We start from the raw sequence: 26771 nt of genomic DNA on the forward strand, positions 1-26771 counted from the left end.
CCACCAACCCCGCCATGCCCGCGTTCCAATGAACCAATGAACCAATTACTCTTTATAAAAGAACCATTTACTCAACTCCTTGAAGCTTGCTTTTTTGCCGTACATTAAAATACCAACCCTGTAAATACGTGAGGCTACATAGGTGGTAAATAAAAAGCCAACTATCATCATAAACATAGATAGGGCTATTTGCCAGGTAGGTGGATCGAAGGGTAACCGCACCATCATGGCAACCGGGGCTGTAAATGGAATTATGGATAACCAGACAGCTAAGGCACTATCCGGAGCGCGGAATAATACGGTTACGGATAACAGATAGGTGAACAATAAAGGCAGAGTTATCGGGAACATGAATTGTTGTGTCTCCGTTTCACTATCAACTGCTGAGCCTACTGCTGCAAATAAGGCACTGTATAACAAGTATCCGCTTAAAAAATAAAACAGGAAGCACCCTAATATGAATCCAAATGGGATAGTAGATAAAGTGGAAATGATACCTGCCATAAAGCTTTGCGGCGAGTTAAACGCATGGCCTGCTATTTTTGATGAAATGACCGATAAAATTATCCAGGCACTAAACTGCGTTAAGCCAACCAAACCTACGCCGATTATTTTACCCAACATCAGTTGAAATGGTTTTACTGATGATATGATCACCTCAATAATACGACTGGTTTTCTCTTCAATTACGCCCCGCATTACTTGCCCGCCGTAAATGAAAAGTGATATGTAAATAAATATGGCACAAGCAATACCTACTCCCATATTGGCGCCTAAATTGCTGCTTTTATCGCCAGCATCTGTAATCTCAACCGTGTTTACAGATATATCAGCCTTTTTTATGGAGTGTATAACTGCAGTATCAATATGGTGCAACACCATATTATAATTAAATGCAATGTCGCCCATTTGTTTTTCAATTTCATCGGTAAGCTGCATGGGAGATTTCTTTTTTGAAAAGATTTGTATAGCGCCTTTTTTTGCATAGTCGGCCGGGATGTAAAGGGTCGAAATATTTTCATCTTTTTTGGAGTCGGCTTTATCCGCCTTCAAATCCTGATGACTTACCGTAAATTTTATGTTAGATACATCATGAAATTTACCAGCAAAGATCTTGGTATCGTCAGATACATTTACTATTTGCAGTGTAGATAAGTTATCACTATTCTTTGCTACCAGGGCTATTATTCCGCCCATCGCCAATATGAGTAGGGGAACTACAAAAATCATCACAATGAACGATTTTTTGCGTACCCGGGTAAGGTATTCGCGCTGTATAATGAGTAGTATTTTATTCATGGCTTAGGGAGTTTGCGTTAACTTTTTCGATGAAAATTTCGTGCATGCTCGGGATCACTTCCTGCAGCATGTTGATGTGGGTTTTAGGGATCAGGTACTGCAGCACATCGTTGGAGTTTTTACCTTCGGTAAGCTTTATTTTAATGGTGTTGCGCTCATCGTCGGTAAGGGTATCACCAATCACTTCAAAGGGCTGTAGTCCGTCTAAACTTAAAGGCGCGCCGGTATACTCCACAAAATAAGTATCGTTACGGTACGAGTTGCGGATGGTTTTAACCTTACCATCTAATATTTTATGTGATTTATTGATGAGGGCGATAGAATGACAAAGCTCTTCTACAGATTCCATACGGTGGGTAGAGAACAAGATGGTAGCACCTTTTTTATTCAGCTCCAGGATCTCGTCTTTAATCACTTCGGCATGCACCGGGTCGAAACCGCTGAAGGGTTCATCAAGGATGATCAGATCTGGCTCGTGTAGCACCGTTGCCACAAACTGGGCCTTTTGCTGCATACCTTTGGATAGTTCTTCTATCTTTTTTTTCCACCAGGTTTCCATGCCCAGCTTGTCAAACCAAAATTTTAAACGTTTTTGGGCTTCATCGCGGCTCAGGCCTTTTAAGCGGGCCAGGTATATCATCTGCTCGCCAATCTCCATCTTTTTGTACAGGCCGCGTTCTTCGGGCAGGTAGCCAATGCGGTCGATATGCGATTGATTGAGCTTTTCGCCATTAAAGAAAACTTCGCCGGAGTCTGGTGCTGTGATCTGGTTAATGATACGGATGAGAGAGGTTTTACCTGCGCCATTTGGCCCCAGCAGACCGAAAACCTGACCACTTTCTACCTCCAGACTTACATCGTCTAACGCCCGGTGACCGGCGTATTGCTTAACAATATTGCGGATGCTTAACATATTTTGATTAAGGTTTATTTTGTTAATTTATGGTTTAGATACGACGAAAATTAAAATGTTACACACGAATAAGAGCGAATTGAGTCGAATTTCACTAAACACGAATGAGGACGAATTGAGTCGAATTTCACGAATTTTTAGGAAATGAGGTGATGTTCATTCTTATTTGCGCCAACTCGAACTAATTAGTGAGATTCGTGTGTATTAATCTGTGTCAAATTAAACTTTAGCACTTCTATCGCTTCCTTTTGCCGGGATATGATTACGTACATATACCCCTGATAGATCATAGTATGCGGATAGCCATATTGGCCGCCTTTCCATAATCCTTCTTTTTTTAGGTGATAAAGCTCATTGGCTATGATATAGTTTTGGGTGAAGGCTTTGCCATCTTTTGAGATGGATAAAATCAGCGGGTTTCTATCGTAATGGTGCAGGGTATCGGGGATGCCCACATAATAAAAACGTTTATCGGGCAGGCGGCCGAAATGAAATTTGCTGTCGTTATCTGAAAAAGGAGCCGCTACCGGGCGCGACCAGCTGCTGCCGTTGTCTTTGCTCTCGGTTAACCAAAGCTTGCCTTTCCAACCCTTACCGGTTACCCTTAGCAGCATGTGGATGATGTTGTCATCCGTTTGATAAAACGAGCCTTCGCATAAGGGCGGTAATCCCAATTTGGCGGCGGGAGCGTAAAATGCAGATGAGTTATCCTGGGTATATAGTGAGTCGGGGTAAAAGCTGCTGAGTTTCCAGCCCGAGATCCCGCGTGGGTCATCGGTATAAGGGAACAGGAAATTACCGCTGATGATGAGCCTGCCGCTTTTGGTAGCCTCAGGGCCGTGGTTGGGGATCAATGGAACATGCATGTCGATGGGATCGCTCCAATGCAGGCCATCGGTGCTGGTTTTAGCCCATAGGTGGGTGTTTTGGCGGTGTTTGGTATATTCGCCATAGTAGGCAACCAAAGTGCCTTTGTATTGATATAAACCGGCAGCAGTAAGCACGGTGAGTGTATCGTTAACTTTACCCGGCGAGGCCAGCGGCACAGGTGCCGACCAATGCTCAAAATCCTTTGAGGTAGCATAAACCACCCGTTGCCCCGGCGAATCTTCGTCGATCAATCCGTTGCTCCATATGGCTATAAATTTATCTTTAAAATGGATAATGCTGGGGTGGTGGTTGTACAGCCATTCCTTATCCGGCGAGTAAATCATACTCCGCTTAATTTGCAGATGGGGTATGCCTGTTTCAGTTTGGTAGTTGTTGCGGATGGTTTGTGCGTAGGTTTTGTTGGAGACGAAATGCACAAGCAAAATAATACCGGCCGCTATGCATTTACCAAGCAAGGAGTTAAAACTTGATTTTAATTTGGGGAGGTTAGTCATTTATTGGATTCGAAATTCAGAGATTGAACGGTTCAATTCGTCCTGGGTTTTTAAATAGCGGGTTATTCCTATCAATGCATAACATAACGAGGCCGGCGTAAATAACAGACAGAACATGATAATTTGTACAACTGTTTGACCTGCAAGGATAATCAACGCGCCGGCTGTAACATAAAACAGCATGTAGGTTAAGTAAGCAAGCCCGAATAAACCATAAGGTAATCTAAGCTCTGTATTACGTAATTTGAAAAATTGAATAATTAAAATGATGCTCATTAACATTATGAAAACTGATAACAAAAACAGTAACCAATCCCCATTTGTATTGGTTGCGGTAACACCCGATAAAAAGGTTATTGTAAAGTTAAATATGATGAACGCAATCAAGGTATTGATATAGCTTTTCTTTTCGTAAAGATGTTTCAAAACATAAACCAGGTATATAAGCTGCGTATCAAAAAGTAACTCCCTGAACAAGGTGAAATAAAACGGCGGGCGCGATTGATTTAACGCAAATAGGAGAGCTACGATAGTTGCTATAAAATAAATAGCATTAATAACCATCATGTATCTTGTTGTTTTGGCGTTTACTTTCATTTTGGAAGTTTGTTTTCGATTGAATTATCGGGGTTTGCAATAGTCGGTGGCATCACTTGTTGCTGGTTGTTAGTAATAATTAATGCTTTATATAGAATGTAAATAATAGCTAATGGAGGTAATGTTTCCGCTAAAACTACATAGTAAAGCAGGTTTCTGCCTACATAATGTTGAATTACAAATACGGATATCAAGAGCTTAAAAAACAATGATAACGGCATAATAGCCCCAAGCAGCTTAAACGGGAACGAAAGTACCGGATCTTTTACGTTTGTAGCTTGGGCGCTAATGTATAATGTTGCTATAAAACCGATCAGCATTGGCAGTATGTTTCCGTTTATACCGGTTCTTCCTACCAATAAATGCCATCCAAAAAATATAATATCAAGGATGATATAAATTCGGAGCGACAATATAATAGTTCTTTTTTCATCAACCTGCTTTAAAATTGCCATTAAATAAAATATGGCTGCAACATAACAACCTTCCAAAATAAAGTTGGTTAAGTAGTTAACCAGATTTGACAGCATGATATGTGAAAGCTTGAGCACGCCTATTATGCCGACCAAAATGGTGTAGAGCAGTGTGGCGGCAATAATATACCCGGTATTCTTAGGCTTTACTTTCATGGTTTTTTGCTTAGGTTAAGATTGATGCCGTCGAGTCTTCTTCGGAAGCCAGATACCTTGCTATTTTAAATAGAATGTAGAATGTCATGGCAGGAATTAATATTTCTGTTAGACTAACGTATTTAAACAACTGAGACGAGTAAATGATACTTGCAATGAGTTGTAATAAAATCACAAAAAGGAACATAAGCCCATAAGTAAGCAGGGGATAGCCAAGCCATTTATTCTGAATCCGGGCAGATTGGATAGTGAAAATAATACCGGCGATAATAGATAGTAAAAAGAAAAGGTAATATAAGCCTACATTATTTGCCGTCATTTTAACTACAACAAAATACAGCGAAATGAAAATATCAATACCGATAAAAATCTTATAGGTTGCTATAATAGATCCATCTTCTTTTAAGTACTTCAACATCATAACCACGTACAGCATCGGAGTTACGTACACTATTTCATTCAATACCTGCAGCCATTTAGCCACGGGCATATCGTTAAATCTCAATGTGATAGATGCAATTACCGTTAGCGTGTAAAGCAGGTTTACAGCCATTATGTAGTAGGTGTTTTTAGCGGTTACCATCATTCTGCTTTATCTAAATGGTCTGGAATAAATATAAGTTTCATTGTTGCTCAAATTAATAAATAATCTTTACGGCCTGTTTAAAAATAAACAAACAGCAAGTTGTAGATCCCAGACTTACGAAGTTTTTAAAACTTCGTAAGTCTTTCGCCTCCTTGTCAGCCCGACGGGTCTTGGCACTCTTATCCAATTTATAAGCCAACCCTTTATTGCATTTTATGGCTGTAGCTGTTAATCACCTGCATTAGTTTATCATGCGGGATGGCGTATACGGTGTTACCGTTAATGCCGGTCATGGTTTTGGCGGCTATCATGGCGTTAATGATCGATTCTTCTACGCTTTCAACAGTGGCCTGGTATACTTTGTCCATTTGTTCTTTGGGGAGTACCGTCCAGGTTTGCAGGGTGCCTTTGGCGTTATCTTTTGGTGGTACGGTACTTAAAGCCAGGAAAATATCGCCGGAGCCATTCCTGCCTATACCACCACAACGGGCAACACCTAACGACGCGCGTTTGGCGACCAGTTTAAGCTGTGCGGGCAGCAACGGAGCATCAGTAGCCACAATAATAATGATAGAGCCATCCTTGGGCTTGCGGTTGATGGTGGGCATATCGCCCTGCCATTCTTTACCAACCGGCACGCCCGAAATTACGAGGTCTTTTCGCCCGCCAAAGTTTCCCTGTACAAAAACACCAATAGTGTAGGTTGCCGTATCTATTTTAATCACCCGGGATGATGTGCCACTGCCGCCCTTGAAATTAAACAGCGACATCCCTGTGCCACCGCCAACGTTGCCTTCTTCTACCTTGCCGCCATGCGCGCTGTTTAAGGCCTCAAAAACATCTTCCTTTTTTACATGCAGGCCGTTAATGTCGTTTAATATCCCGTCGAAGGTTTCGGCGGCTACGGGCAAGCCAAATGAAAAATCAACCAGGCTGCCTTTGCTGAAGTTTTTCATGTTCCACTCGCCGATAGCATCCCGTACCACGCCCACGCTGTTGGTATTGGTAATGCCGATGGGGCCGTAGTTTAAACCATATTCGTCGATAACGGTGGTGCCCGTCATTTCGCCATCACCATTTAAACTAAACCAACCGGCCGGCAACGGGTCGATAGATTTACCGTTGGGCATAATTACGGTAACCCCGGTGCGCACAGGCCCTTTACCGGTAACCAAAGCTCCATCGCCGATAATGATTGTTTTATACCCAACCAGCACACCCTTAACATCCGTAATGGCATTGTATTGCCCTGGCGAACCATCGAATTTAATCCCAAGATCCCGGGCACGTTGCTGGGCGAAGGAGGAAGTGGTTATAGTTGTTATGAGCAATGTGGTTAAGGCGAGTAGTTTCATGTTGATGAATGTTGGGTTGCCTAATATAGTCATCAGAAGCCATTTGAGAAATTGCGTTTTAAATAAAATGGTAGGCAGGAGGCACCTACGGAGCCAAAACATAGTTGTATTTTTTTCTATAAACACGGGGCTACGCTGTAGCCTGCAACGTATTTTCGGCCCCGTAGGTGCCGCGTGTTTATAGTGAAATGTGTATGGGGTGTTTTGGCCCCGTAGGTGCCTCCTTATAAAAGTGATTTTGCATGGAAATCGCCTTTAAAGATTTGCGTAGCAAAAGGTAGCTCCTATGGAGCAAAAAAGCTTCAATTACTCGTTCTACAAATAGGTAGCCGCTATGCGGCATCGAATATTTAATAAGACGAAAGAATGCCGCATAGCGGCTACCTATTGTGCTCATTGAAAGATGTTACCTTATGCAAAAATGTTAAAAGCCATTTTCCTGAGCGATTTTGATGCAAAAGTGCTTGTCGACTTACTTTGTGTAAATTGTAATTTCTATCTTTAAAAAATGAACCTGAAACTCGAAATCGAATTTAGCAAGGCCCCGATATTGCAGGAAGTTGACGCGCTGAAAAAGCAGATTGACGATGTGCGCCCGTTATCTCCAGAGATTGAAGGTAGGGTGATGCAAAAGTTGCGATTAGATTGGAATTATAATTCTAATGCTATTGAGGGTAATAAACTGAGTTATGGCGAAACTACTGCTTTATTGATGCATGGTATTACGGCTAAAGGTAAACCTCTCAAGGATCATTTGGATTTAAAAGGTCATAACGAGGCGATAGGATATTTGGATCGAATCATTAAGGATGGCAGGCCGTTAACCGAAACGGATATCCGAGGGCTACATGAGGTAATCTTAATAGAATCTTATGATGTTAAGGCGCAAACAAGTGATGGTCTGCCGACCACGAAAACAATACAAATAGGAAAATATAAATCTTCTGATAATCACGTGGAGACGATCACTGGAGAGATCCACTATTACACACCATTTCAAGAAATTCCAGCGAAGATGGGGGAGTTGATGGATTGGTATTATTCGATGAATCAAAATACAACAATCCATCCGGTTGTTACCGCTGCACTTCTTCATTTTAAATTTGTTGCCATACATCCATTTGACGACGGAAACGGTAGGTTGGCGAGAATATTAATGAATTTGGTTTTAATGCAAAATGGCTTTCCTCCGGTTGTCGTAAAAAAAGATGACAAACAGAATTATTACGCGCTATTAAGTCAAGCCGACACAGGCGAGTACTTGCCTTTTGTTAACTACATAGGTGAACTGTTAAATAATTCTCTAAATATATATATCAAAGCTATAAACGGTGGTGATATTGACGAGGTTGAGGATATTGATAAAGAAATAGCATTGCTTCAAATGCAATTTAGCGGAGGAATAATTGCAAAGGAAAAAAAGACAATTGAGTCTGTCAAAAATGTTTTTTTTGAATCGATTCTACCTTTGGCGATAAAATTGGATATAGCATCGAGGAGTTTTCAGGAATACTTTTTTTTAAACCAAAATTGGTTAAGATTTAATTTTTCTGAAAATAGAGCGGTTAAAAGTGAAATTGAATATATAGGTTCGGAATACCAAGATAAATACGTAAAAATTCTATCTGAAGTAATAAAAGAACTTGACATTATCAAAATAGAATTAGGGTATCGAGAGTACAGGAATCCCGAAAATAATTTTAATCTCACTATAACTATTGCTGTTGTTTTCGAGCGATTTTATTATAAAATATTCCTTAACAATGAATTATTGACTTCTAAATTATATCATGAAAAGATTTCAATAGAAGATCAAAATAAGATCATTAGGAGCTTTGTTCTTGACTTAAAATATCAATTTGCTGAAAATCAAAAAAGCCCGAAGTCATAACAACTCCGGGCTTCTAAATCTTTCGGACTTTCCGTCTTTACTGACTTCCCGACTAAAATTTACTCAAAATATTCCTTCATCCTGTCAAAAAAGCTTTTCTCGTTTTTGCCGGGATTGGGTTTAAAGTTAGGTGACGATTGTAGTTTCTCCAGGATATCGCGCTCTTCTTTGCTGATCGCTTTTGGCGTCCAGATGTTGATGTGTACTAGTTGGTCGCCGCGGTGGTAGGAGTTAACCTCCGGTACGCCTTTACCTTTCAGTCGCAGAATTTTGCCGCCCTGGGTTCCGGGGTCAATTTTTATTTTGGCTTTGCCATCAATGGTAGGCACTTCCACAGTGGTACCTAAAGTGGCATCCACAAAGTTTACATGCAGATCGTAGATCACATTGTTACCATCGCGTTTTAAAGTTTCGTGAGGTACTTCTTCAATCAATATGATCAAATCGCCGGGAACACCGCCACGTGGGGCCGCGTTACCTTTGCCGCTCATGCTTAACTGCATGCCTTCGCTTACGCCGGCCGGTACGTTAATAGTGATCAGCTCTTCGCCGCGCACCACGCCATCACCATGACAAACATTACATTTTGACAGTATGGTTGAACCTTCGCCGTTACAGGTAGGGCAGGTGCTGGTAGTTTGCATCTGACCCAAAATGGTATTGGTTACCCTGCGCACAGCGCCAGAGCCGCCACAGGTTTTACAGGTTTGGAAAGATGCTTTATCTTTTGCGCCAGAACCGTCGCAGGTTTTGCAAACAATCTGTTTATTTACTTTTATTTTCTTTTCGGCACCGTTGGCAATTTCCTCAAGGGTTAAACGTACTTTAATACGCAGGTTGCTGCCGCGGGCTACACGCCTGCCGCCTGCACCACCGCCCTGGCGACCACCGCCGCCAAAGAAACCTTCAAACGGACTACCGCCGCCAAAAATATCACCAAACTGACTAAATATGTCGTTCATATCCATACCGCCGCCGCCGTAACCACCGCCATTTGGCGATGAAGCATTAGCCGCATGCCCAAACTGGTCATAACGCTGGCGTTTTTCCGGACTGCTTAAAACTTCATAAGCCTCAGCTGCTTCCTTAAACTTTTCTTCCGCCGCTTTGTCACCCTCGTTTTTATCGGGGTGATATTTAATAGCCATTTTACGATATGCCTTCTTTATTTCATCAGCATCTGATCCTTTTGAAACACCCAGTACATCGTAATAATCTCTTTTAGCCATGATTTTTTTATTTCGGATTTCGAATTTTCGATTTCGGATTTAATATTTTTAATTATGATTTTGACTTCAGGACAGTTATTCCACCGAATTTTAATCCGAAATCCCTTTGTTTGAATGCAGTAAATGGAATGTCAGATCAGGATTAAACAAATCCGAAATTGAACATCCCAAATCCCAAATCAAATTACGCTCCTACAATTACTTTGGCAAAACGGATTACTCTGTCTTTCAGGGTGTAACCTTTCTCCATTTCGTCAATAACCTTGCCTTTAAGGTCATCGGTAGGGGCGGGTATATTTGTAATAGCTTCGTGCAGGTCGGCATCAAAAGGCGAGCCTATTGAGCCCATTTCTGCAAGGCCTTTTTGTGTTAGTATATTTTTTAATTTGTTTTGGATAAGCGTGACACCTTCTTTAACCGGGGCTACATCAACTGCTGTTTCCATGGCGCGTTGCGCGCGTTCAAAATCATCTAAAACCGGTAGTAAAGCAATGATAAGCTCTTTACCTTCGGTTTCACGGGCCTCGGCACGTTCTTTTTGGGTACGCCTACGGAAGTTATCAAATTCGGCATACAAACGCAAATACTTATCGTTGGCCTGCGACAGCTCGTCTTTTAACTTATCCTCGGCGGTAGGGCCTGGTATTTCTTCAGTTTCAACAGTTTCTGCCTGCTGATCTTTTAACTGTTGCTCTTCGGTTAAATTCTCTGGTGTAGGCTCGCTTATATTTTCAGGAGTATCCATATTTTCTTTCTTCTTTTTCTTCAACATGTCGTTAAATTTCATAGCTGATAGTGCCAATCAAGTATCTTGCCACAGCCCTAAAGCCGACAACGTGTCAGTGGAGTAAAAACAATGCTGGCACCTATGACAGGTAATGTGCAGGACTGACAGGTGTACGATGTGCAGGTGTGCAGATTTCAGATGTGCAGATTGATTTGAAAATTTGAGGATTTGAAGATTTGAAAATGAATTTATCTGAACCGGGATTAAGCTGATTTTAAGATTAACAGGATTTTGATTTGCAAGTTATTTAACTCATGCAAATCAAAATCCAAAAAATCTGACCAATCTGCTTAATCCCGGTTCAGGCAAAATCGGTGAAATCCAAAAAGCTATATCACCACATCTTCCAAAACCTTACCATTTTCGCACTTGATAATGCGCGATGGGAAAGTGCGGATGATATGATAATCGTGAGTGGCAATCAATACGGCAGTACCCATCTGGCTGATCTGTTTTAGCAGCAGCACAATTTCTTCAGATGTTTCGGGATCAAGGTTACCCGTTGGCTCATCGGCCAGTATAATTTCGGGATCGTTAAGCAGCGCGCGGGCAATTACCACACGTTGCTGCTCGCCGCCTGATAGTTCATGGGGCATCTTTTTTAATTTAGAGCGCAGGCCAACTTTTTCCAATACATCAAGTGCACGGTCGTTAATCAGTTTTTTATCGGTCCAGCCGGTGGCACGCATTACAAAAATGAGGTTTTGCTCAATGCTGCGGTCGGTTAATAATTGAAAATCCTGGAAAACAATACCCAGCTTGCGGCGCAGGTAAGGTACATCGCGGGTTGGCAGTTTGCTTAGCTCATAACCGCAGGCATGACCTGTACCGGCTTTAATACCCAAATCGCCATATATAACTTTTAGCAAACTGCTTTTACCAGATCCTGTTTGGCCAATAAGCCATACAAAATCGCCTTTATCAACATGTAGGTTCACGTTTGACAATACTAAGTGTGCCTGCTGAAAAATATCAACACCGTTTAGCTTTATAATAGAGTTCCCAATCATCTTTTTTATAGCTCTAATTTTAAGATCTGGCCAAAAGGCAGGTCTTTAATAATATTCATAATATACTCGGCCTTATCAGCCAGCCCAACTTTATCTAACGATTTATCGGGCCTATCTACCCTAAAATAAGCCAGCAGCGTAAACTTGTCATCCCGCAGCTGTACATAATCGGGTATTTTGGCAACGCCTTTAACTTTTATAATATACATTGTTTTGGGTCATTAGGTCATTGAGTCATTAGGTCATTGGCAAATTAAACTATTCAATGACTTAATGACCAAATGACTCAATGACCATCTCCCCAAAGGTATTGTTATTTTAAAGATTTGCCAAGAATTCCATTGTATCAATCCCATCGGCATAGTCCCATAACGCGGGTTGCTGGCTTTGGCCAAATGGTACTACCTGGTTGCTTACATTGATGGGGGCGGTGGTTACAATACACTGTATGTTTTCGCTTTGCTCCTGTAAGGTTTTTTGTGCCGATGCCTGGTCGTCATAATAACTAAAATAAACTACCGATAGGGGCGATGCCATTCTGTCGTCCTCCGTTAGCATTAAAAAGCCGTTATCCAGGTGTTTTACACTGTTTACCAGGTAAATGGATTTGTTGTAATCGTAATTGTTGTTGTATTTATGGTGATGAATAATGCCTTTGTAATGCTCTATCGACTCAAAAAAGAAATTGAAAACATAATCCTTAGGTACCAACAGTTTACTTACGTTGCGGCAACCCAGGCCGTAATAATCAAAAATATCATGACCAAGTGCTGATAGTTCTTCAGCGGTTTCATTGCCGGTAAGCAGGGCCACGCTATTGCGGTTTTTGCGGATAATGTTGGGCACTTTGCCAAAATAATAATCAAAATAGCGCGAGCTGTTGTTGCTGCCGGTGGCAATAATGGCATCAAAATTTACCAGGCGTTCTACAAAGCTGAATTTATCGGCAAAGTTGCTATCAATGACAACCAATTTTTGCAAAACAGCTTTAACCAAACGGGCATCTTGTGATGATGCTTTAATCAGGGCCTGGTTGCCCGATGCCAATACACAAAGTACATCATGAAAGCCAACCAGGGGGATATTGCCCGCTAATATCAATCCTACTTTTTTATCGCCGGCTTGCTCATTTAGGTTGTATTTGGCAAACCAGGTTTGCAAATCGACCTCGTTAAGCATTTTACCAATGGCAGTAACCGCTTGTAAAACGCTTTCGGACGTAAACCAAGCATTATGGTGACGTTCATCATCAATGATGGCCATCAGTTGTGTATCTGGTTCGGTAAGTTGCCTGCCTAAGCTTGAAAATGAATTTATTGTACTTTTTATATTAATTTTTGACATATATATGGTAAGGGGTTAAACCCTTAAACTGTTTTTTTGTTATATTTGTGCGCTTGTAAATTACGGGCAAAGTTAATTGAGATTATTATATATTTAGAAATATGGCGATTAAAATCACCGATGAATGCATAAACTGCGGAGCCTGCGAACCGGAATGCCCCAATAATGCAATTTATGATGCAGGTGCGGCATGGCGTTTTAGCGATGGCACCGGCCTGAAAGGAGTTATTGACTTTGGCGATGGTAATACTTTAAATGCCGAAGAAACCCAGGCTGCTTTATCTGACGAGATATATTATATAGTACCAGATAAGTGTACCGAGTGTGTTGGTTTTCATGACGAACCACAGTGTGCTGCCGTTTGCCCGGTTGATTGCTGTGTGGATGATGAAGACATTCGTGAAACACAAGAAGAACTGTTAGCCAAAAAAGATTGGCTGCACATGAACGAATAGTTATTGCTAAAAATACTTGAAAAGGGATTGGCTTGCTGATCCCTTTTTTTGTGGTTTATTTTAAATAATTTAATAAGCCTTTAATATTTTAATACATTAGCAATAAAAACGCTTCGCAAGTCGCCTAAATTGCTAAATCGTTATTAAGCCAATGCTGCCGGTTGTAACTATTTTATTGTTTTAGCCGTATTGTTATTACCTTTTACACATCTATCTTTACTATGGAATACGGTATTTGTAACCTTGCAGTTATCCCGCTTCGCGCCGAACCTGATGACAGGAGCGAACAGGTATCGCAGGTACTTTTTGGAGAAACTTTTGAGATTTTAGAATGGACGGAGCGTTGGGTAAAGATAACCGCGGATGTCGATAATTACACCGGCTGGATAGGCCGGCTGCAATTTGTGATGCTTGGTCATGTTGCACGTAACACCATAAAGCAGCAGCAGCCACACTTAACCTACCGCGCAGTTACCCAGGCCTGGAAAATTATTGATAATTCTGTACTTTATCTGCCTGCGGGTAGCTCACTTACTTTTTTAGAAGGTACTACCTGTAGAATTGGTAACGAAAAATTTGAGATCATTGGCGAAATAGGCGAAAAGGAAGATGTTGCAACCACCGCAAAATCATTTTTGAACGCCCCTTATTTGTGGGGTGGGCGTACGCATTTTGGTATTGATTGTTCAGGTTTTACCCAGGTAGTTTTTAATTTAAATAAAGTAAAAATTAAGCGCGATGCCAGTCAGCAGGCTTTAGAAGGTAAGCCTGTTAATAATTTAAAGGATGGCCGTTTAGGCGATCTGGCTTTTTTCAACAACGATGCCGGTAAAGTTATTCATGTTGGCATATTGCTTAATAACGAGCATATCATCCATGCATCGGGCAAGGTTAAAATTGATGTGATTGATCATGAAGGTATTTACTCGGCTGAGCAAAAAAGGCATACGCATAAGCTGCATAGCATCAGACGGTTTTTTTAGATAGTACCTTTTTTAGTACCAAGTAGTTAGTATCAAGTATCAAGACCAGAGAAGGGTTTGGTCGAAAGTCTGAAAAACGATGTCATTTCGAACGAACCAAGGGCGGGATTGCGTGCCGGAGGTGAGGAGAAATCTTGTAAAAGCGGACATTCGACTATGCAAGGTGTCGAAGATTTCTCCTCGCCTTCCACGGTGCCCCACGCTCGCTCGTCGAAATGACATGCTGGGTGATTATGCGTGGCCTTTTTTAAAACCCAATCCCCCAAACTATCACATTTTTATCATCGCTTACAGATAGCAGATGATCGCCATTCCAGGCCAGTTTGTTGATGGATAATGGATGGCAAGGATATCCTTTTTCGCGGCTGATGATCTTGTATAGTTTAAAATCATCTGCTCCCCATATTTTAATGCTTTTGTCCATACTGGCAGTTGCAAAGTAAGGCCGGGTGGGATGGAAGAGGATATGATTCACTGCGAACAGATGTGCCGCGATATTTTGTATAGGCTGATAGGTAGCCGCATCCCAGATCTTCACCTGCGCGTCACGCCCACCCGAAACCAGGTAAGCACCATCGGGGCTGTAAGCCAATGCGAAAACCGACATGGTATGCCCGTGCAGCGATTTGATAAGCGTGTAATCTTCCAGGTCATAAATTCGGATGGAATTATCCCGGCAACCAAAAGCAACCTGTTTTTCATTCGGCGAAATAGCGATGCCGCGGATGGTATCGGCAGATACTTTAATGGTATGTACAAGCTCCAGGGTATCCATGTTCCAAACCGATACTGTACCATCTTCTGAAGCAATGAGCAATTCCTTTTTATGGTTTACCGATTTGATCTCGAAAATAGGCTTAACATGGTGGTTAAGTGATTTGCTTAATTTTTGAGCGATGAAATCAAACACCAGCACCTGTCCGCTGCGCAAACCAGTAAATAACAATGGGTATCCAACAGGACCATGAATGGCATAAATAGAAGCCTTTACCGGGAACATTACCTTAATGAATGTGTTGGTGTTCAGGTTCCACTCTACCAGGCCTTTATCGTTGCCTCCCGTGAACAATATTCCCGGCTTTTGCGAAAGTTCCAAAGTGAAAATGGGGTTGCCGTGCCCGTTAAGTTCAGCTATTTTTTCTGCAGTCATTTTTTGACAGTATCAAGTAATTAGTATCAGGTATCAAGATTTTGGTGCTATGAAAGCCTGTTGTGGTTTTATAAAGCAATTTATTAATCGCGCCGTCATTGCTTCGCGTTTACCCATAACGTTTTTGAAAAAAGTTTGTCATCCTTCGTTCCTACCGTGACAAGTCCACCATGTCATTGCGAGGCACGAAGCAATCTCATGCTCTACAGGGCGGATCTGCATAGTTCGCGATTACTTCGTTCCTCGCAATGGCATAGTTTTATATTGTAATTCAAGTTTCAAAGTCCGCCGGATTTTAAAACTCAGAATGACAGGGTGGCGCTTTTAGCGATGTAAAAATAGGCTTTTTGTGAGGATGTTTACCGGTGGTTTAATATGGATTTTTCTCTACCTCACCGCCTCATCGTAAGCCGCCTTTGCAATACGTGATATGATCGATTCACGTGCGGTCATATCAACTGGCGTATCTGATACAAAAATGGCTATCGCTAAATGCTTGCCATTAGGTAAAGTAATAATGCCGATATCATTAGTAGCCGCTGTAATGCCTTGTTCGTTGGTGCCAGATCGGCCGGTTTTATGATACACCACCGTACCCGGAGGTAGTAGGCCTTTGATCTGTTTTGGTCCCGTTGAAGTTTCCCGCATAATCTTCCACAGGTAAGCATGGCTTGCGGGCGAAAGAAAGCTGGGTTTAAAAGCAACATCCAACAAATAGGTAAGCCCGGTAACCTCGGCCCAGTTGGTATACTGTACTCCCCAGGCTTGCGCCATTTGAAACTCGGTGGCCTTGAAGGTAACATTTTGTACGCCGATACTGTGGATATAGGTATCTACCTTATCAATGCCACCAAGGGTTTTTATCAGCACATCGCAGGCCACGTTGTCGCTTAATGATACCATATAACTCAACAACTCACGGATAGGGCTATTAAAGTTTCCATCGGGATGTTTATCCTTTAGTGGACTATAGGTATCCCAATAGTCACTTTTATCAATATGGATCAGCTGATCTAACTTAAAATTACCTTTATCAATCTCATGCAAAACCGTAATCGCTATCGAAAACTTCATTACACTTTGCATAGGCAAATGCAGATGCCCGCTATAGGTTAAAGTATCGCGGGTGTCCAGGTTTAATATCGAAACCCCTACAGTCCCTTTGCTTTCCTTAGCTATCTCAATGATCTTACTTCTTAAATCATTGGTCTGGGCATTAGCAGCAATTCCAACCCAAAAAGCAAAAGATAAAACCAAACAAAACTTCCTCATCACAATTCCAACTAATGACTAATGACTAATGACTAATGACTATTTATGCCTGTTCTCTAAATTCTTCGCAATAGTCTCTAAGGTCAACCCTTTTTCGCGAAGCAAAACCAACAGGTGGAAAACAAGATCAGACGATTCGTTTATCAGGTCGGTTTCAGTTTCGGCCAGCGCGGCTATAACTACTTCAACACCTTCTTCGCCAACCTTTTGGGCTATTTTGTTGAGGCCTTTATTGCGCAGCTTGTTTACGTATGATCCTTCAACCGGATTTTCGTACCTATCAGCAATAATGTTTTCCAGTTCAAGGATAAAGTTTTGGTTGTATTCCGTTTGGAAACAGCTACGTGAGCCGGTATGGCAGGTAGGGCCGTCGGCTTTTACTTTAATCAGCAGGGTATCGTTATCGCAATCAATACGGATGTTTTTTACATGCAAAAAATTGCTGCTGGTTTCGCCTTTGGTCCACAAGCGGTTTTTAGAGCGCGAAAAGAAGGTTACCACATTTTCTGCCACGGTTTTATCATATGCTTCCTGGTTCATATAACCCAGCATCAAAACCTCTAAAGTTTGCTCGTCCTGTATAATAACCGGTACTAAACCGTCTGTTTTGTTGAAATCTATATTCATGTTTCTGTGTTCTGTAATCTGAGGTGTGTGGTCTGAGGTGGGGTAGTTTTTAACAGAACTCAGACCTCTGATCACACACCACAGAATCAAAGTTATATCCTCACCTCAATATTATTACTTTTCAATACCGCTTTCAAATCGGGTATCAATATCTCGCCATAATGAAATACCGAAGCCGCTAAAGCTGCATCAACGTTTGTTTTTTCAAATACATCTACAAAGTGCGCCACCGAGCCGGCACCGCCAGAGGCTATTACCGGGATGTGTACCGCATCGTTCACTATCTTTAGTAGTTTGTTATCAAAGCCGGCTTTAGTGCCGTCGTGGTCCATCGAGGTAAGCAGGATTTCGCCTGCACCGCGACTTTCGGCCTCCAGTATCCACTCCAGCGTTTCGCGCTCGGTTGGTAGCCTGCCGCCGTTTAGGTGCACCACGTTTTTATCGCCTATGGCACGGGTATCAACCGCTATTACCACAAACTGAACACCAAATGCTTTGGCCAATTCGTCGATCAAAGCCGGGTTACGCACCGCTGCCGAGTTGATAGAGATCTTATCGGCACCAGCGTTTAAAAGCGCGTCGGCATCGGCAATTTCGTTGATGCCGCCACCAATGGTAAAGGGAATGTTGATTTGCCTTGCTACGGCCTTTACCAGCTCCACCATGGTTTTGCGGCGTTCAAGGGTTGCGGTGATGTCCAGGAAAACCAATTCATCCGCACCCTGACGCGAGTAATTCCAGGCCAGTTCAACGGGGTCGCCCGCGTCGCGCAGGTCGACGAAATTTACGCCTTTTACAGTGCGGCCGTCTTTAACGTCTAAACAAGGGATAATTCGCTTGGCAAGCCCCCCCCGCCCCCTGAAGGGGGAGCCTTTGATTTGCGTGTTTATTTGTTCCAATATTTTATTCAGATTATTGAAAACTTGATCATTTGTAAATCGTATTACTTTGATACCATCAAGTTCTAAATTTATTTGTCGTTCAATATCGCTTTGAGCTACATCAATCCGGTTGTGAATACTACCGTCTAACTCAATGACTAATTTATGCTGATGGCAGTAAAAATCGGCTATATAAATACCCAGGGGATGTTGTATCCTGAATTTGACACCCAGTTGTTGCCCCTTTAAATGGCCCCAGAGTAATTCTTCGGCTGGCGTCATATTGTAGCGTAGCACTTCAGCATTTTTAAAGATCTGCGCCCCAGCGCCAAAAAACATCTTCTTCCTCATGCTATTCAAAAAGTTCCCCCTTCAGGGGGGTAGGGGGCCTCTTATATCGATATCAACGCGTCCAGATTCCAGTTCTTCACGTCCTCAATGCTGATACGGTTTTCATAAATCGCTTTACCCACCACTACCGATTCAACTTTCAGGCGACTTAATTTTTCGATATCATCCATAGAGCTTACACCGCCCGAGGCTATCAGTTTAATGAACGGTGAATGATCAAGCAGCTTTTCGTAAAGCTCAATGCCTGCACCTCCCATTTTGCCATCCTTATCAATATCGGTACATAAAAAACGGAAAAAGCCTAAAGCAAGGCATTTATCAACATAATCCATCAGTTTAATAGGTGAGCTTTCCATCCAGCCCGAGTATTTGATCACTTCGTCTAACACATCAATGGCAATTACAACCTGATCAGAGCATTTGTCTTTACCACAGATCTCTTTGCCAAGCTCCGGTAAAAAATCGGGGTTGGTAATAGCCTGGGTACCTACAATAACGCGGTGTACGCCAGAGTCTATCAGTTCTTTCACCTTATCAATACTACGGATGCCGCCGCCGTATTGAACTTTCATGTCGGTTTTACGGATCACATCAAACAGGTATTGCTGGTTGCTGAAATCGTTTTTAGCGCCGTTTAAATCAATAATGTGGATAAAATTGGTGCCGTTGCTTTGGTAGCGCTCAATCATTTCTTCAAGCGTTACGTCATATTCTGTTACCTGTTGGTAATCACCCTCACGTAGCCTAACTACTTTTTTGTTCAGAATATCGATAGCAGGTATTATGTACATCTTTTTTATATTTTAGAGAAGTTTGTTAAAAGTGTTTCACCATAGGCGCCCGATTTTTCGGGATGGAATTGTACGCCGTAAAAGTTATCCCGCCAAATTGATGCCGAAAATTCATTGCCATACGCTGCAGACAGTAAAGTGTATGCTTTATCGTACTCAATAAAGTATGAATGTACAAAGTAAAAATGTGATCCCGACGGTATATTCTCGAATAAAGGGTTTTCCTTTTCGGGGAAAACCTGGTTCCAGCCGGTGTGTGGTACCTTGTATAAATTACTATCCTTAAACTTTAAAGTTTTAATAGGAAACAGGCCAAGCAAGGTAGAATCTCCCTCTTCAGAATAAGAGGTAAGCAACTGCATCCCCACACAAATTCCCAAAGTAGGCTTTTTTAATTCTTTAATTGCCGGCACTAAACCTGTCGATTCCAGTTTTTTCATAGCAGCCCCGGCATGCCCAACGCCTGGAATGATATAGCGGTCAAATTGTTCAAGGTCCTCCGCCGTATTTACCATGCCATAAGCTATCCCCAGCCTGTCAAGCGCTGCAGTAAGGGAAAAAATGTTTCCGGCTCCGTAACGTATGATGCCAAGCCCCCCCCGCCCCCTGAAGGGGGAGCCGTCTGACGGGTTAGCGTCTGTTGAGTCAATATTTTGTTCTATCTCATCCATGCTATTCAAAAAGTTCCCCCTTTTAGGGGGCCTCTACAATAATCCCTTTGTGCTTGGTAAAACCATCTTATCTACATCACGTTTTACGGCCATTTTTATTGCTTTGGCAAAGGCTTTAAATATAGCTTCTATTTTGTGATGTTCGTTTTGCCCTTCGGCTTTTATGTTTAAATTACTTTTGGATGCATCGCTGAACGATTTGAAGAAATGATAAAACATTTCTGTCGGCATATCGCCCACTTTTTCGCGTTTAAAATCGGCATCCCAAACCAGCCAGTTGCGACCGCCAAAATCAATAGCTGCCTGGGCAAGGCAATCATCCATAGGCAGGCAAAAACCGTAGCGTTCAATACCCATTTTGTTGCCTAAGGCTGTGGCAAAGATCTCGCCTAAAGCGATGCCTGTATCTTCAATGGTGTGGTGCTCGTCAATATGCAGATCGCCTTTGGCATTAATTTCCAGGTCGATGCTGCCGTGGCGGGCAATCTGATCCAGCATGTGGTCAAAAAAGTTCAGTCCCGTTGATACTTTGGCATTGCCGGTACCATCCAGGTTTATTTTAATGTAGATGTCAGTTTCTTTAGTGGTACGGCGATGCTCGATAACACGCTGCCCTAACTTTAAAAACTCATAGATCTGTTGCCAGTCGGTAGTTTCCAGGGCTATGGTATCGCCGATATGGTCTGCTTCGGTAAATTCGCCGCCACCTAAGTTGGAGTGGTTATTTAACCAAATGGCTTTCGCACCCAAATTTTTACCGAGCAATACGTCATTTTTTCTATCGCCGATTGTGAATGAATTTTTGAGATCGTATTTTTCGGTATCGAAATATTGGGTTAATAGGGCCGTGCCCGGTTTGCGGGTTGGAGCTTTATCAGCGGCAAAAGTACGGTCGATGATCTGGTTGGCAAATGTTACGCCTTCGCTCTCAAAAGTTTTAAGGATCAGGTTATGTACCGGCCAAAAAGTATCCTCGGGATAAACCGCGGTACCTAAACCATCCTGGTTGGTAACCATTACCAGTTCAAAATCAAGCTCTTTGGCTATTTTGGGCAGATAGGTTAACGCACCGGGATAAAAGGTAAGCTTTTCGAACGAGTCGATCTGCTCATCCGGTGTTTCGTTGATCAGGGTGCCGTCGCGGTCGACGAAGAGTATTTTTTGCAGCTTGTTCATCAATATAATTATTGATTTATTGAATTAATGAATTATTGATTTTGCTTTTCTATTAGTTTAGTTACCAAAATTCTTTAAGGTATCTAATAATACGGTATTTTCTTCTGGCGTTCCCACGGTAATGCGCAAGCTACCTTCGCACAATTCAACCTTTGAGCGGTTGCGCACAATGATGCCTTTTGATACCAGGTAATCATAAATGCCATTGGCGTCGGTCGTTTTTACCAGTATAAAGTTGGCATCTGAGGGGTAAATATCCACCACAAAATCAAACTCCTTTAAGGCCAGTACCAACCTATCGCGCTGAATAAGGGTTTCTTTTATCCAGTTGTTTACCTGGGCAACGTTGGCCAGGGCTTCCAAAGCTAATTGCTGCGATGACTCGTTAACGTTATAAGGCGGCTTAACTTTGTTCATCACCCTGATGATCTCTTCGCTGGCAAAAGCCATACCCACACGTAAGCCGGCAAGTCCCCAGGCTTTTGATAAGGTTTGCATTACCACCAAATTGGCGTACTCGGTAAGCTCCTGTATAAATGATTTTTGGCGACTAAAATTGATATAAGCCTCGTCAACCACCACAATGCCGTTAAAGTTGGCCAAAAGGGTTTCAATATCCTCGCGGTTAATGGAGTTACCAGTGGGGTTATTTGGCGAGCAGATAAAGATAAGCTTGGTACGCTCATCAATGGCTTCGGCAATGCCTTCTAAATTAAGCTGGTAATCTTCGGTTAGTAAAACTTTGCGGGCTTCAATATCATTGATATTGGCCGATACCTCGTACATGCCATAAGTAGGCGGCACCAGGATTACGTTATCAACACCCGGGTTGCAAAAGCTGCGGAACAGGATATCGATAGCCTCGTCGCTGCCGTTGCCTATGAATATGTTGCGTGGCGGTACGCCTTTAATTTCGGTTAGGCGTTTTTTTACCTCGTATTGTAAAGGATCGGGATAGCGGTTAAACTGCTGTGCCAATGGCGAGCCATAGGCGTTTTCATTAGCATCCAAAAAAACACTCGCCTCGCCCTGGTACTCATCACGAGCAGAAGAGTAGGGGGTAAGCTTTTTGATGTTTTCGCGTAGTAAATTATCTATGTTGTACATTATTCCTAACTATGTCATTGCGAGCGCAGCGTGGCAATCTCGTGGTAAGCAGGGCGAATACGCACAGCTACGGGATTGCTTCGTCGTTCCTCCTCGCAATGACATATTGTTTAAGGAACGCCTTTTACTTAATTATTAACTCTTTCTTATACTCACCGCATTCCTATGCGCATGCAACCCTTCCATTTCGGCCAAAACCTCAACCGTATGGCCAATATTCTGGATGCCTTCCCTGGTGATGTGCTGAAACGTGATCTTTTTTACAAAAGAATCAACCGATACACCCGAGTAAGCCCTGGCATAACTGCTGGTTGGCAGGGTATGATTGGTTCCTGATGCATAATCGCCGGCACTCTCAGGCGTTAAATTACCAAGGAAAACCGAACCGGCATTGATGATGCTCCCGGTAATTTGCTCCCAGCTATGGGTAGCTAAAATCAAGTGTTCTGGCGCATATTGATTGCTGAAATCCATAGCTTCTGCCAGGCTTGAGGTAATCACGATGTAAGAGTTATCCAAAGCCAGTTTGGCGATCTCGGCACGCGGTAAAACCGGTAATTGTTTTTCAATCTCGGCTAATGCTGCTTCGGCAATAGCTGCTGATGTGCAAACCAAAACCGATTGGCTGTCAATACCATGTTCTGCCTGTGCCAGTAAATCGGCAGCAATATAGGCAGGGATGGCGGTATCATCGGCCAAAACCAATACTTCCGATGGCCCTGCAGGCATATCAATGGCGGTTGTGGTGGTAGATTGGATGATAGTTTTAGCCTTGGTTACAAACTGGTTGCCAGGGCCAAAGATCTTGTCAACTTTGGTAATGCTTTCTGTTCCATAAGCCATAGCTGCAATAGCCTGCGCCCCACCCGCAAGATAGATCTTATCTATACCTAACTGTAACGCCACATAAGCAATAAAGGCATTCACCTTACCACTTTTTTGCGGTGGCGAACAAACTACAATTTCGTGACAGCCTGCTATGCGCGCCGGGATTCCCAGCATCAAAAATGTGCTTGGCAAAACCGCCGAACCGCCGGGGATATACAAACCAACCTTTTCAATCGGCCGTAGCTCGCGCCAGCAGGTAACACCGGGCATGGTTTCTACCTTGTCCTCGGTTTTTAACTGTGTTTCGTGAAATTTATAGATGTTGTTGTAGGCGGTTTCTAAAGCAGTCTTTTGCTCGGCTGTAATGGCTGTTGCCAGCTCTTCCAGTTCGGCTTTATTTAAATAAAGCTTGTTTAATTCTACCTTATCAAACTTGTGGGCATAATCAATCAAAGCGGAGTCGCCGTGCTGCTGCACGTTGGCAATCACCTCCTCCACAACCGTGCGGATCTCATTAGCCGGGTCAACATTGCGCTGTACCAGTTTGTTAATGTCGCTTGCAGTAAGTTCTGAATACTTAAATCGTTTCATAAGCCCCCCAACCCCCTAAAGGGGGAGTTTTTTGAAAATTATAGTTGTTAAAATAGACTAAGCTAAACCCTTTTGTTCCCCCTTTAGGGGGTTAGGGGGCTCGCCGTCCTACAATATTATCTTCTCAATCGGCATTACTACAATGCCTTGCGCGCCGGCTTGTTTTAGCTGGCTTATCCTGTCCCAAAAATCGCGTTCGGGAATTACAGTGTGTACCGCCACCCAATCAGCTTCGGCCAATGGCACTACAGATGGGCTTTTTACACCTGGTAATAAAGCTGTAACCGCATCAAGATTATCTTTTTTAACGTTAAGTACCACGTACTTAGTCTCTTTAGCCCGTAAAACAGATTGGATTCGTTGGATCAATTCCTGCACCAGGTCGTTGCTTTCGGTTGCTTTACTGCTGATAAGGATCGCTTCTGACGACATTACATCGGCAAATGCCTTTAATCCGTTGCTTTTTAAAGTACCGCCGGTTGATACCAGGTCGCAAATAGCATCTGATAAACCCAAACCCGGGGAAATCTCAACCGAACCGGAAATGGTACGGATATCAGATTGGATGCCTTTTTCTTTTAAAAACTTACCTAAAATAACGGGATAGGTGGTAGCTATGGCTTTACCATTCAGGTCTTCAAGGGTTGCTATATCGTTGTTGTTGGGTACCGCTATTTTAAGGGAGCATTTACCAAAACCAAGGCGTTGCAGGTAGCTAACTTCAACTTCGGTTTCTTCAATTACGTTTTCGCCAACAATACCTAAATCGGCAATGCCATCCTGAACGTATTCGGGGATATCATCATCGCGCAAAAAAAGAATTTCTAAAGGGAAGTTTGAAACCGGAGAGATAAGCGAGCTTTTGTAATTTTCGAAGTTTAAGCCGCAATTTTTTAGTAATTCAACAGATTTTTCGTTGAGGCGACCAGATTTCTGGATCGCTATTTTAAGTGTTTTCACAGAATGAATTTTTGGAACTATAATAAAAAAGAATATAAACGGAGGTTGTTATTTCGCGTAGAAACATACATATTAACTGATCACCACATGGTGGTGATGCAGATGAAGATGATGTAATGCGATACCGTTCATTTTTTTATAGTATACTACGGGTAAGTCTGCCGCAAATATAGACAGATGATTGTTAAATCAAAATTAAAAGTGAAATTCAGCAAAGCGTAAGCCCGCAGTTGAAGAATTTTTGAGAACTTGAAACGCCAATTAACAGGTCTGTTGGAATTTTATTTCGTTAAATCTTAAATAGCTTATTTTTGATTCTGAGTTTCATCATATTCATAAATTCCACCCTCGGCACCAAAATCTTTAATCAGCTTTAAATGTTTTACCTTTTGGATATCCTTTAAATTAATCAGCTCGGGGTTTTCCAATACATTAAACCAGATGAGGTAATAATGCTTGTAGGTATAAAACTTTGCAATATCCTTTTTAAAGAACCTGTGCGGTACCAGGTAGGCCGACATGCCCGAGAAAAAGTAAACAGCCTCGTGCGCATCGGTATAAATGGTAACTTTTGGGTCGAATTGTTTTTTGTCTATCGTTTTTAAATAAGCCGCAAAGTCGGAGTCCTGCCAGCTTTCGTCGGTGTAGCCGGGGTTGCCGTATTCACCTACAATCTGGTCTACATAACGGGCCTTATCAATAAAAAATTCTTTGGTCACAAAGCCCAGTATGGCCACAATCATAACAGCACCCGCAATTTTACGGGTGTTATTATTGGCTATCTTTTTAAGCAGCAGTAATCCCCAGCTTGTATAACCCCAAAGTGCCGGTATATATATAGGCGCTAACAAACGGTGATTGATACGCTCGTAGCGCGAAAAGGTAGACGAGATCACAATAAAAGCCCCATAAACCAGCGCGAAGGTAATGGCCAGGTTTTCAAAACTGGTTAAATGCCTGCGATAATAATTGTACCCCAGCGCGGCAATAAAACCAATAAAAATCAGCGAAGCTAAAGGGATAGAAAGCCAGTATTGGTTTGGCGTTAAACCCATCCAATCGCAAACTACGTTGCCAAAGTAATACAAGTTTTTACCGAATGAGGTAATAGACGGCTCCCGAGGCCCCGTAACCGTGCCCGACATGAACCTGTTGAATAAAAGGTTACTAACCAGTAACGAGATACATACAAAGCCGTATATAATAATGTGCGTTATCTTCTTTTTAAGCGGCAATGTTCTATCTAACAATAACAGCAGGCCACCTGTACCTACAATAGTAACCGCGGCATACCTGGTTACACAGGCAATGGCTGCAATAAGCGCAGCAAATACCAATGCTTTAACTGTGCGCGTAAGCAGGTATTGCCTGAAGGCTACCATGAAAAACAAAGTCTCGACAATAAACAAAGTTTCTGACCATAAATAGGAGTACACTTGTAATAAGGCCGGACTTAATATAATGGCCACCAACATCAGCCACTTATAAGGTCTTGAGGCCGGTACAAAACGTTGCATGATCCACCCGGCGGTAAAAATGAGGGTGGCAAACATCAATCCGTTTAGTATTGCCCCAAAAACAACAGGATCAATGCGGGTAATAAACATGATGCTGCCGAGGTAAACGGGGTAGAATACCGGGAAATCAACAATGGGGATGTGGTTAAATGTTTGCAGGGTACCGTTGGTGTTTAAACTGCGGGCAGCACTGGTATACATAATAGAATCGGGCGAAATGCCGATGCCACTGTAACTACAAAACATCTGTATAGCAATAAAACCAAGCACGGCAGCTATAAATGAGTCGTAGTTTTTAAGGTAACGGCTTACTTGCATGTGGTTTCTTACTTTTAATTGTTGTAAAGGTTATTTAGAGCGAAATGTTTTAGCTAATGTAACTTTTA

Annotated in this window: 26 protein-coding genes and 1 pseudogene; 3 read left to right on the plus strand and 24 right to left on the minus strand. The window is 42.4% G+C overall.

Annotated features, from left to right (window positions below; translation table 11 throughout):
• Window positions 1-45 precede the first annotated feature (45 nt).
• The 7 genes from FHS10_RS09950 to FHS10_RS09980 form a co-directional block, all read right to left on the minus strand.
• Entirely contained in the window at window positions 46-1299 is a 1254-nt protein-coding gene (locus FHS10_RS09950) for an ABC transporter permease (RefSeq protein ID WP_259089947.1), read from the minus strand.
• On the minus strand, window positions 1292-2212 hold the full coding sequence (locus FHS10_RS09955) for an ABC transporter ATP-binding protein (protein WP_259089949.1): 921 nt from the start codon (window positions 2210-2212) through the stop codon (window positions 1292-1294). Before FHS10_RS09955 ends, FHS10_RS09950 begins: the two co-directional genes overlap by 8 nt.
• A 185-nt stretch (window positions 2213-2397) precedes the next feature.
• Window positions 2398-3597, minus strand: coding sequence for an exo-alpha-sialidase (locus FHS10_RS09960; protein ID WP_259089951.1), 1200 nt, complete (start codon window positions 3595-3597; stop codon window positions 2398-2400).
• Window positions 3598-4194, minus strand: a complete 597-nt coding sequence (locus FHS10_RS09965; protein WP_259089952.1) for a hypothetical protein — start codon at window positions 4192-4194, stop codon at window positions 3598-3600.
• Window positions 4191-4823, minus strand: coding sequence for a hypothetical protein (locus FHS10_RS09970; RefSeq protein WP_259089954.1), 633 nt, complete (start codon window positions 4821-4823; stop codon window positions 4191-4193). Before FHS10_RS09970 ends, FHS10_RS09965 begins: the two co-directional genes overlap by 4 nt.
• A gap of 10 nt (window positions 4824-4833) precedes the next feature.
• On the minus strand, window positions 4834-5409 hold the full coding sequence (locus tag FHS10_RS09975; RefSeq protein ID WP_259089955.1) for a hypothetical protein: 576 nt from the start codon (window positions 5407-5409) through the stop codon (window positions 4834-4836).
• A gap of 203 nt (window positions 5410-5612) precedes the next feature.
• Window positions 5613-6764, minus strand: a complete 1152-nt coding sequence (locus tag FHS10_RS09980; RefSeq protein ID WP_259089957.1) for a DmpA family aminopeptidase — start codon at window positions 6762-6764, stop codon at window positions 5613-5615.
• 508 nt (window positions 6765-7272) lie between these two features.
• Here FHS10_RS09980 and FHS10_RS09985 point away from each other — a divergent pair.
• Complete coding sequence (locus FHS10_RS09985; RefSeq protein ID WP_259089960.1) at window positions 7273-8655, plus strand: Fic family protein; 1383 nt, start codon at window positions 7273-7275, stop codon at window positions 8653-8655.
• A gap of 59 nt (window positions 8656-8714) precedes the next feature.
• On the opposite strand, the gene dnaJ is transcribed toward FHS10_RS09985, so the two are convergent.
• The 5 genes from dnaJ to FHS10_RS10010 all read right to left on the minus strand — a co-directional run bounded on the left by dnaJ (window position 8715) and on the right by FHS10_RS10010 (window position 13025).
• Window positions 8715-9884, minus strand: coding sequence for a molecular chaperone DnaJ (gene dnaJ, locus FHS10_RS09990; protein ID WP_259089961.1), 1170 nt, complete (start codon window positions 9882-9884; stop codon window positions 8715-8717).
• 184 nt (window positions 9885-10068) lie between these two features.
• A complete protein-coding gene (locus FHS10_RS09995; RefSeq protein WP_259089962.1) occupies window positions 10069-10671 on the minus strand; it encodes a nucleotide exchange factor GrpE in 603 nt (200 codons plus the stop codon).
• 329 nt (window positions 10672-11000) lie between these two features.
• Window positions 11001-11681 (minus strand): cell division ATP-binding protein FtsE, encoded by a 681-nt coding sequence (locus FHS10_RS10000; RefSeq protein ID WP_259089963.1) that lies wholly within the window; start codon window positions 11679-11681, stop codon window positions 11001-11003.
• Between the two features lie 5 nt (window positions 11682-11686).
• Window positions 11687-11890 carry a fructose-6-phosphate aldolase gene (locus FHS10_RS10005; RefSeq protein WP_076378137.1) on the minus strand — a complete coding sequence of 68 codons (204 nt, stop codon included), beginning with the start codon at window positions 11888-11890 and terminating at the stop codon, window positions 11687-11689.
• 109 nt (window positions 11891-11999) lie between these two features.
• Window positions 12000-13025 carry an acyl-CoA reductase gene (locus FHS10_RS10010; protein ID WP_259089964.1) on the minus strand — a complete coding sequence of 342 codons (1026 nt, stop codon included), beginning with the start codon at window positions 13023-13025 and terminating at the stop codon, window positions 12000-12002.
• A gap of 101 nt (window positions 13026-13126) precedes the next feature.
• On the opposite strand from FHS10_RS10010, the gene FHS10_RS10015 reads away from it, so the two are divergent.
• Together FHS10_RS10015 and FHS10_RS10020 are read left to right on the plus strand one after the other, a co-directional pair.
• Window positions 13127-13480 carry a 4Fe-4S dicluster domain-containing protein gene (locus tag FHS10_RS10015; RefSeq protein ID WP_259089965.1) on the plus strand — a complete coding sequence of 118 codons (354 nt, stop codon included), beginning with the start codon at window positions 13127-13129 and terminating at the stop codon, window positions 13478-13480.
• A 221-nt stretch (window positions 13481-13701) separates the two neighbouring features.
• Complete coding sequence (locus FHS10_RS10020; RefSeq protein ID WP_259089966.1) at window positions 13702-14463, plus strand: C40 family peptidase; 762 nt, start codon at window positions 13702-13704, stop codon at window positions 14461-14463.
• Window positions 14464-14710: 247 nt separating this feature from the next.
• Here the strand turns inward: FHS10_RS10020 and FHS10_RS10025 are convergent, their stop codons facing one another.
• The 12 genes and pseudogenes from FHS10_RS10025 to FHS10_RS10080 form a co-directional block, all read right to left on the minus strand.
• Window positions 14711-15613 (minus strand): WD40 repeat domain-containing protein, encoded by a 903-nt coding sequence (locus FHS10_RS10025; RefSeq protein ID WP_259089967.1) that lies wholly within the window; start codon window positions 15611-15613, stop codon window positions 14711-14713.
• A 387-nt stretch (window positions 15614-16000) separates the two neighbouring features.
• On the minus strand, window positions 16001-16885 hold the full coding sequence (gene bla, locus FHS10_RS10030) for a class A beta-lactamase, subclass A2 (protein WP_259089972.1): 885 nt from the start codon (window positions 16883-16885) through the stop codon (window positions 16001-16003).
• A gap of 39 nt (window positions 16886-16924) precedes the next feature.
• Entirely contained in the window at window positions 16925-17530 is a 606-nt protein-coding gene (hisIE, locus tag FHS10_RS10035; RefSeq protein WP_259090426.1) for a bifunctional phosphoribosyl-AMP cyclohydrolase/phosphoribosyl-ATP diphosphatase HisIE, read from the minus strand.
• A 74-nt stretch (window positions 17531-17604) separates the two neighbouring features.
• Window positions 17605-18390 (minus strand): imidazole glycerol phosphate synthase subunit HisF, encoded by a 786-nt coding sequence (gene hisF, locus FHS10_RS10040; RefSeq protein WP_259090428.1) that lies wholly within the window; start codon window positions 18388-18390, stop codon window positions 17605-17607.
• Window positions 18391-18399: 9 nt separating this feature from the next.
• Window positions 18400-18744 (minus strand): annotated as a pseudogene (locus FHS10_RS10045) (endonuclease domain-containing protein); the annotation flags it as partial.
• A gap of 41 nt (window positions 18745-18785) precedes the next feature.
• Window positions 18786-19535 carry a 1-(5-phosphoribosyl)-5-[(5-phosphoribosylamino)methylideneamino]imidazole-4-carboxamide isomerase gene (locus FHS10_RS10050; RefSeq protein WP_259089973.1) on the minus strand — a complete coding sequence of 250 codons (750 nt, stop codon included), beginning with the start codon at window positions 19533-19535 and terminating at the stop codon, window positions 18786-18788.
• A 5-nt stretch (window positions 19536-19540) separates the two neighbouring features.
• Complete coding sequence (gene hisH, locus FHS10_RS10055) at window positions 19541-20206, minus strand: imidazole glycerol phosphate synthase subunit HisH (protein ID WP_259089976.1); 666 nt, start codon at window positions 20204-20206, stop codon at window positions 19541-19543.
• A gap of 33 nt (window positions 20207-20239) precedes the next feature.
• Window positions 20240-21382 carry a bifunctional histidinol-phosphatase/imidazoleglycerol-phosphate dehydratase HisB gene (gene hisB / locus FHS10_RS10060; protein WP_259089977.1) on the minus strand — a complete coding sequence of 381 codons (1143 nt, stop codon included), beginning with the start codon at window positions 21380-21382 and terminating at the stop codon, window positions 20240-20242.
• A gap of 57 nt (window positions 21383-21439) precedes the next feature.
• Window positions 21440-22489 carry a histidinol-phosphate transaminase gene (gene hisC, locus FHS10_RS10065; RefSeq protein WP_259089978.1) on the minus strand — a complete coding sequence of 350 codons (1050 nt, stop codon included), beginning with the start codon at window positions 22487-22489 and terminating at the stop codon, window positions 21440-21442.
• A 135-nt stretch (window positions 22490-22624) separates the two neighbouring features.
• The gene (gene hisD, locus FHS10_RS10070; protein ID WP_259089980.1) at window positions 22625-23908 is read right to left on the minus strand and encodes a histidinol dehydrogenase; all 1284 of its coding nucleotides are present in this window, start codon (window positions 23906-23908) and stop codon (window positions 22625-22627) included.
• Between the two features lie 108 nt (window positions 23909-24016).
• Window positions 24017-24868, minus strand: a complete 852-nt coding sequence (gene hisG / locus FHS10_RS10075; RefSeq protein WP_259089982.1) for an ATP phosphoribosyltransferase — start codon at window positions 24866-24868, stop codon at window positions 24017-24019.
• A 305-nt stretch (window positions 24869-25173) separates the two neighbouring features.
• Complete coding sequence (locus FHS10_RS10080) at window positions 25174-26703, minus strand: hypothetical protein (protein ID WP_259089984.1); 1530 nt, start codon at window positions 26701-26703, stop codon at window positions 25174-25176.
• Window positions 26704-26771: the final 68 nt, after the last annotated feature.

The sequence above is a fragment of the Mucilaginibacter dorajii genome (genome assembly GCF_024808255.1).
GTDB lineage: Bacteria > Bacteroidota > Bacteroidia > Sphingobacteriales > Sphingobacteriaceae > Mucilaginibacter > Mucilaginibacter dorajii.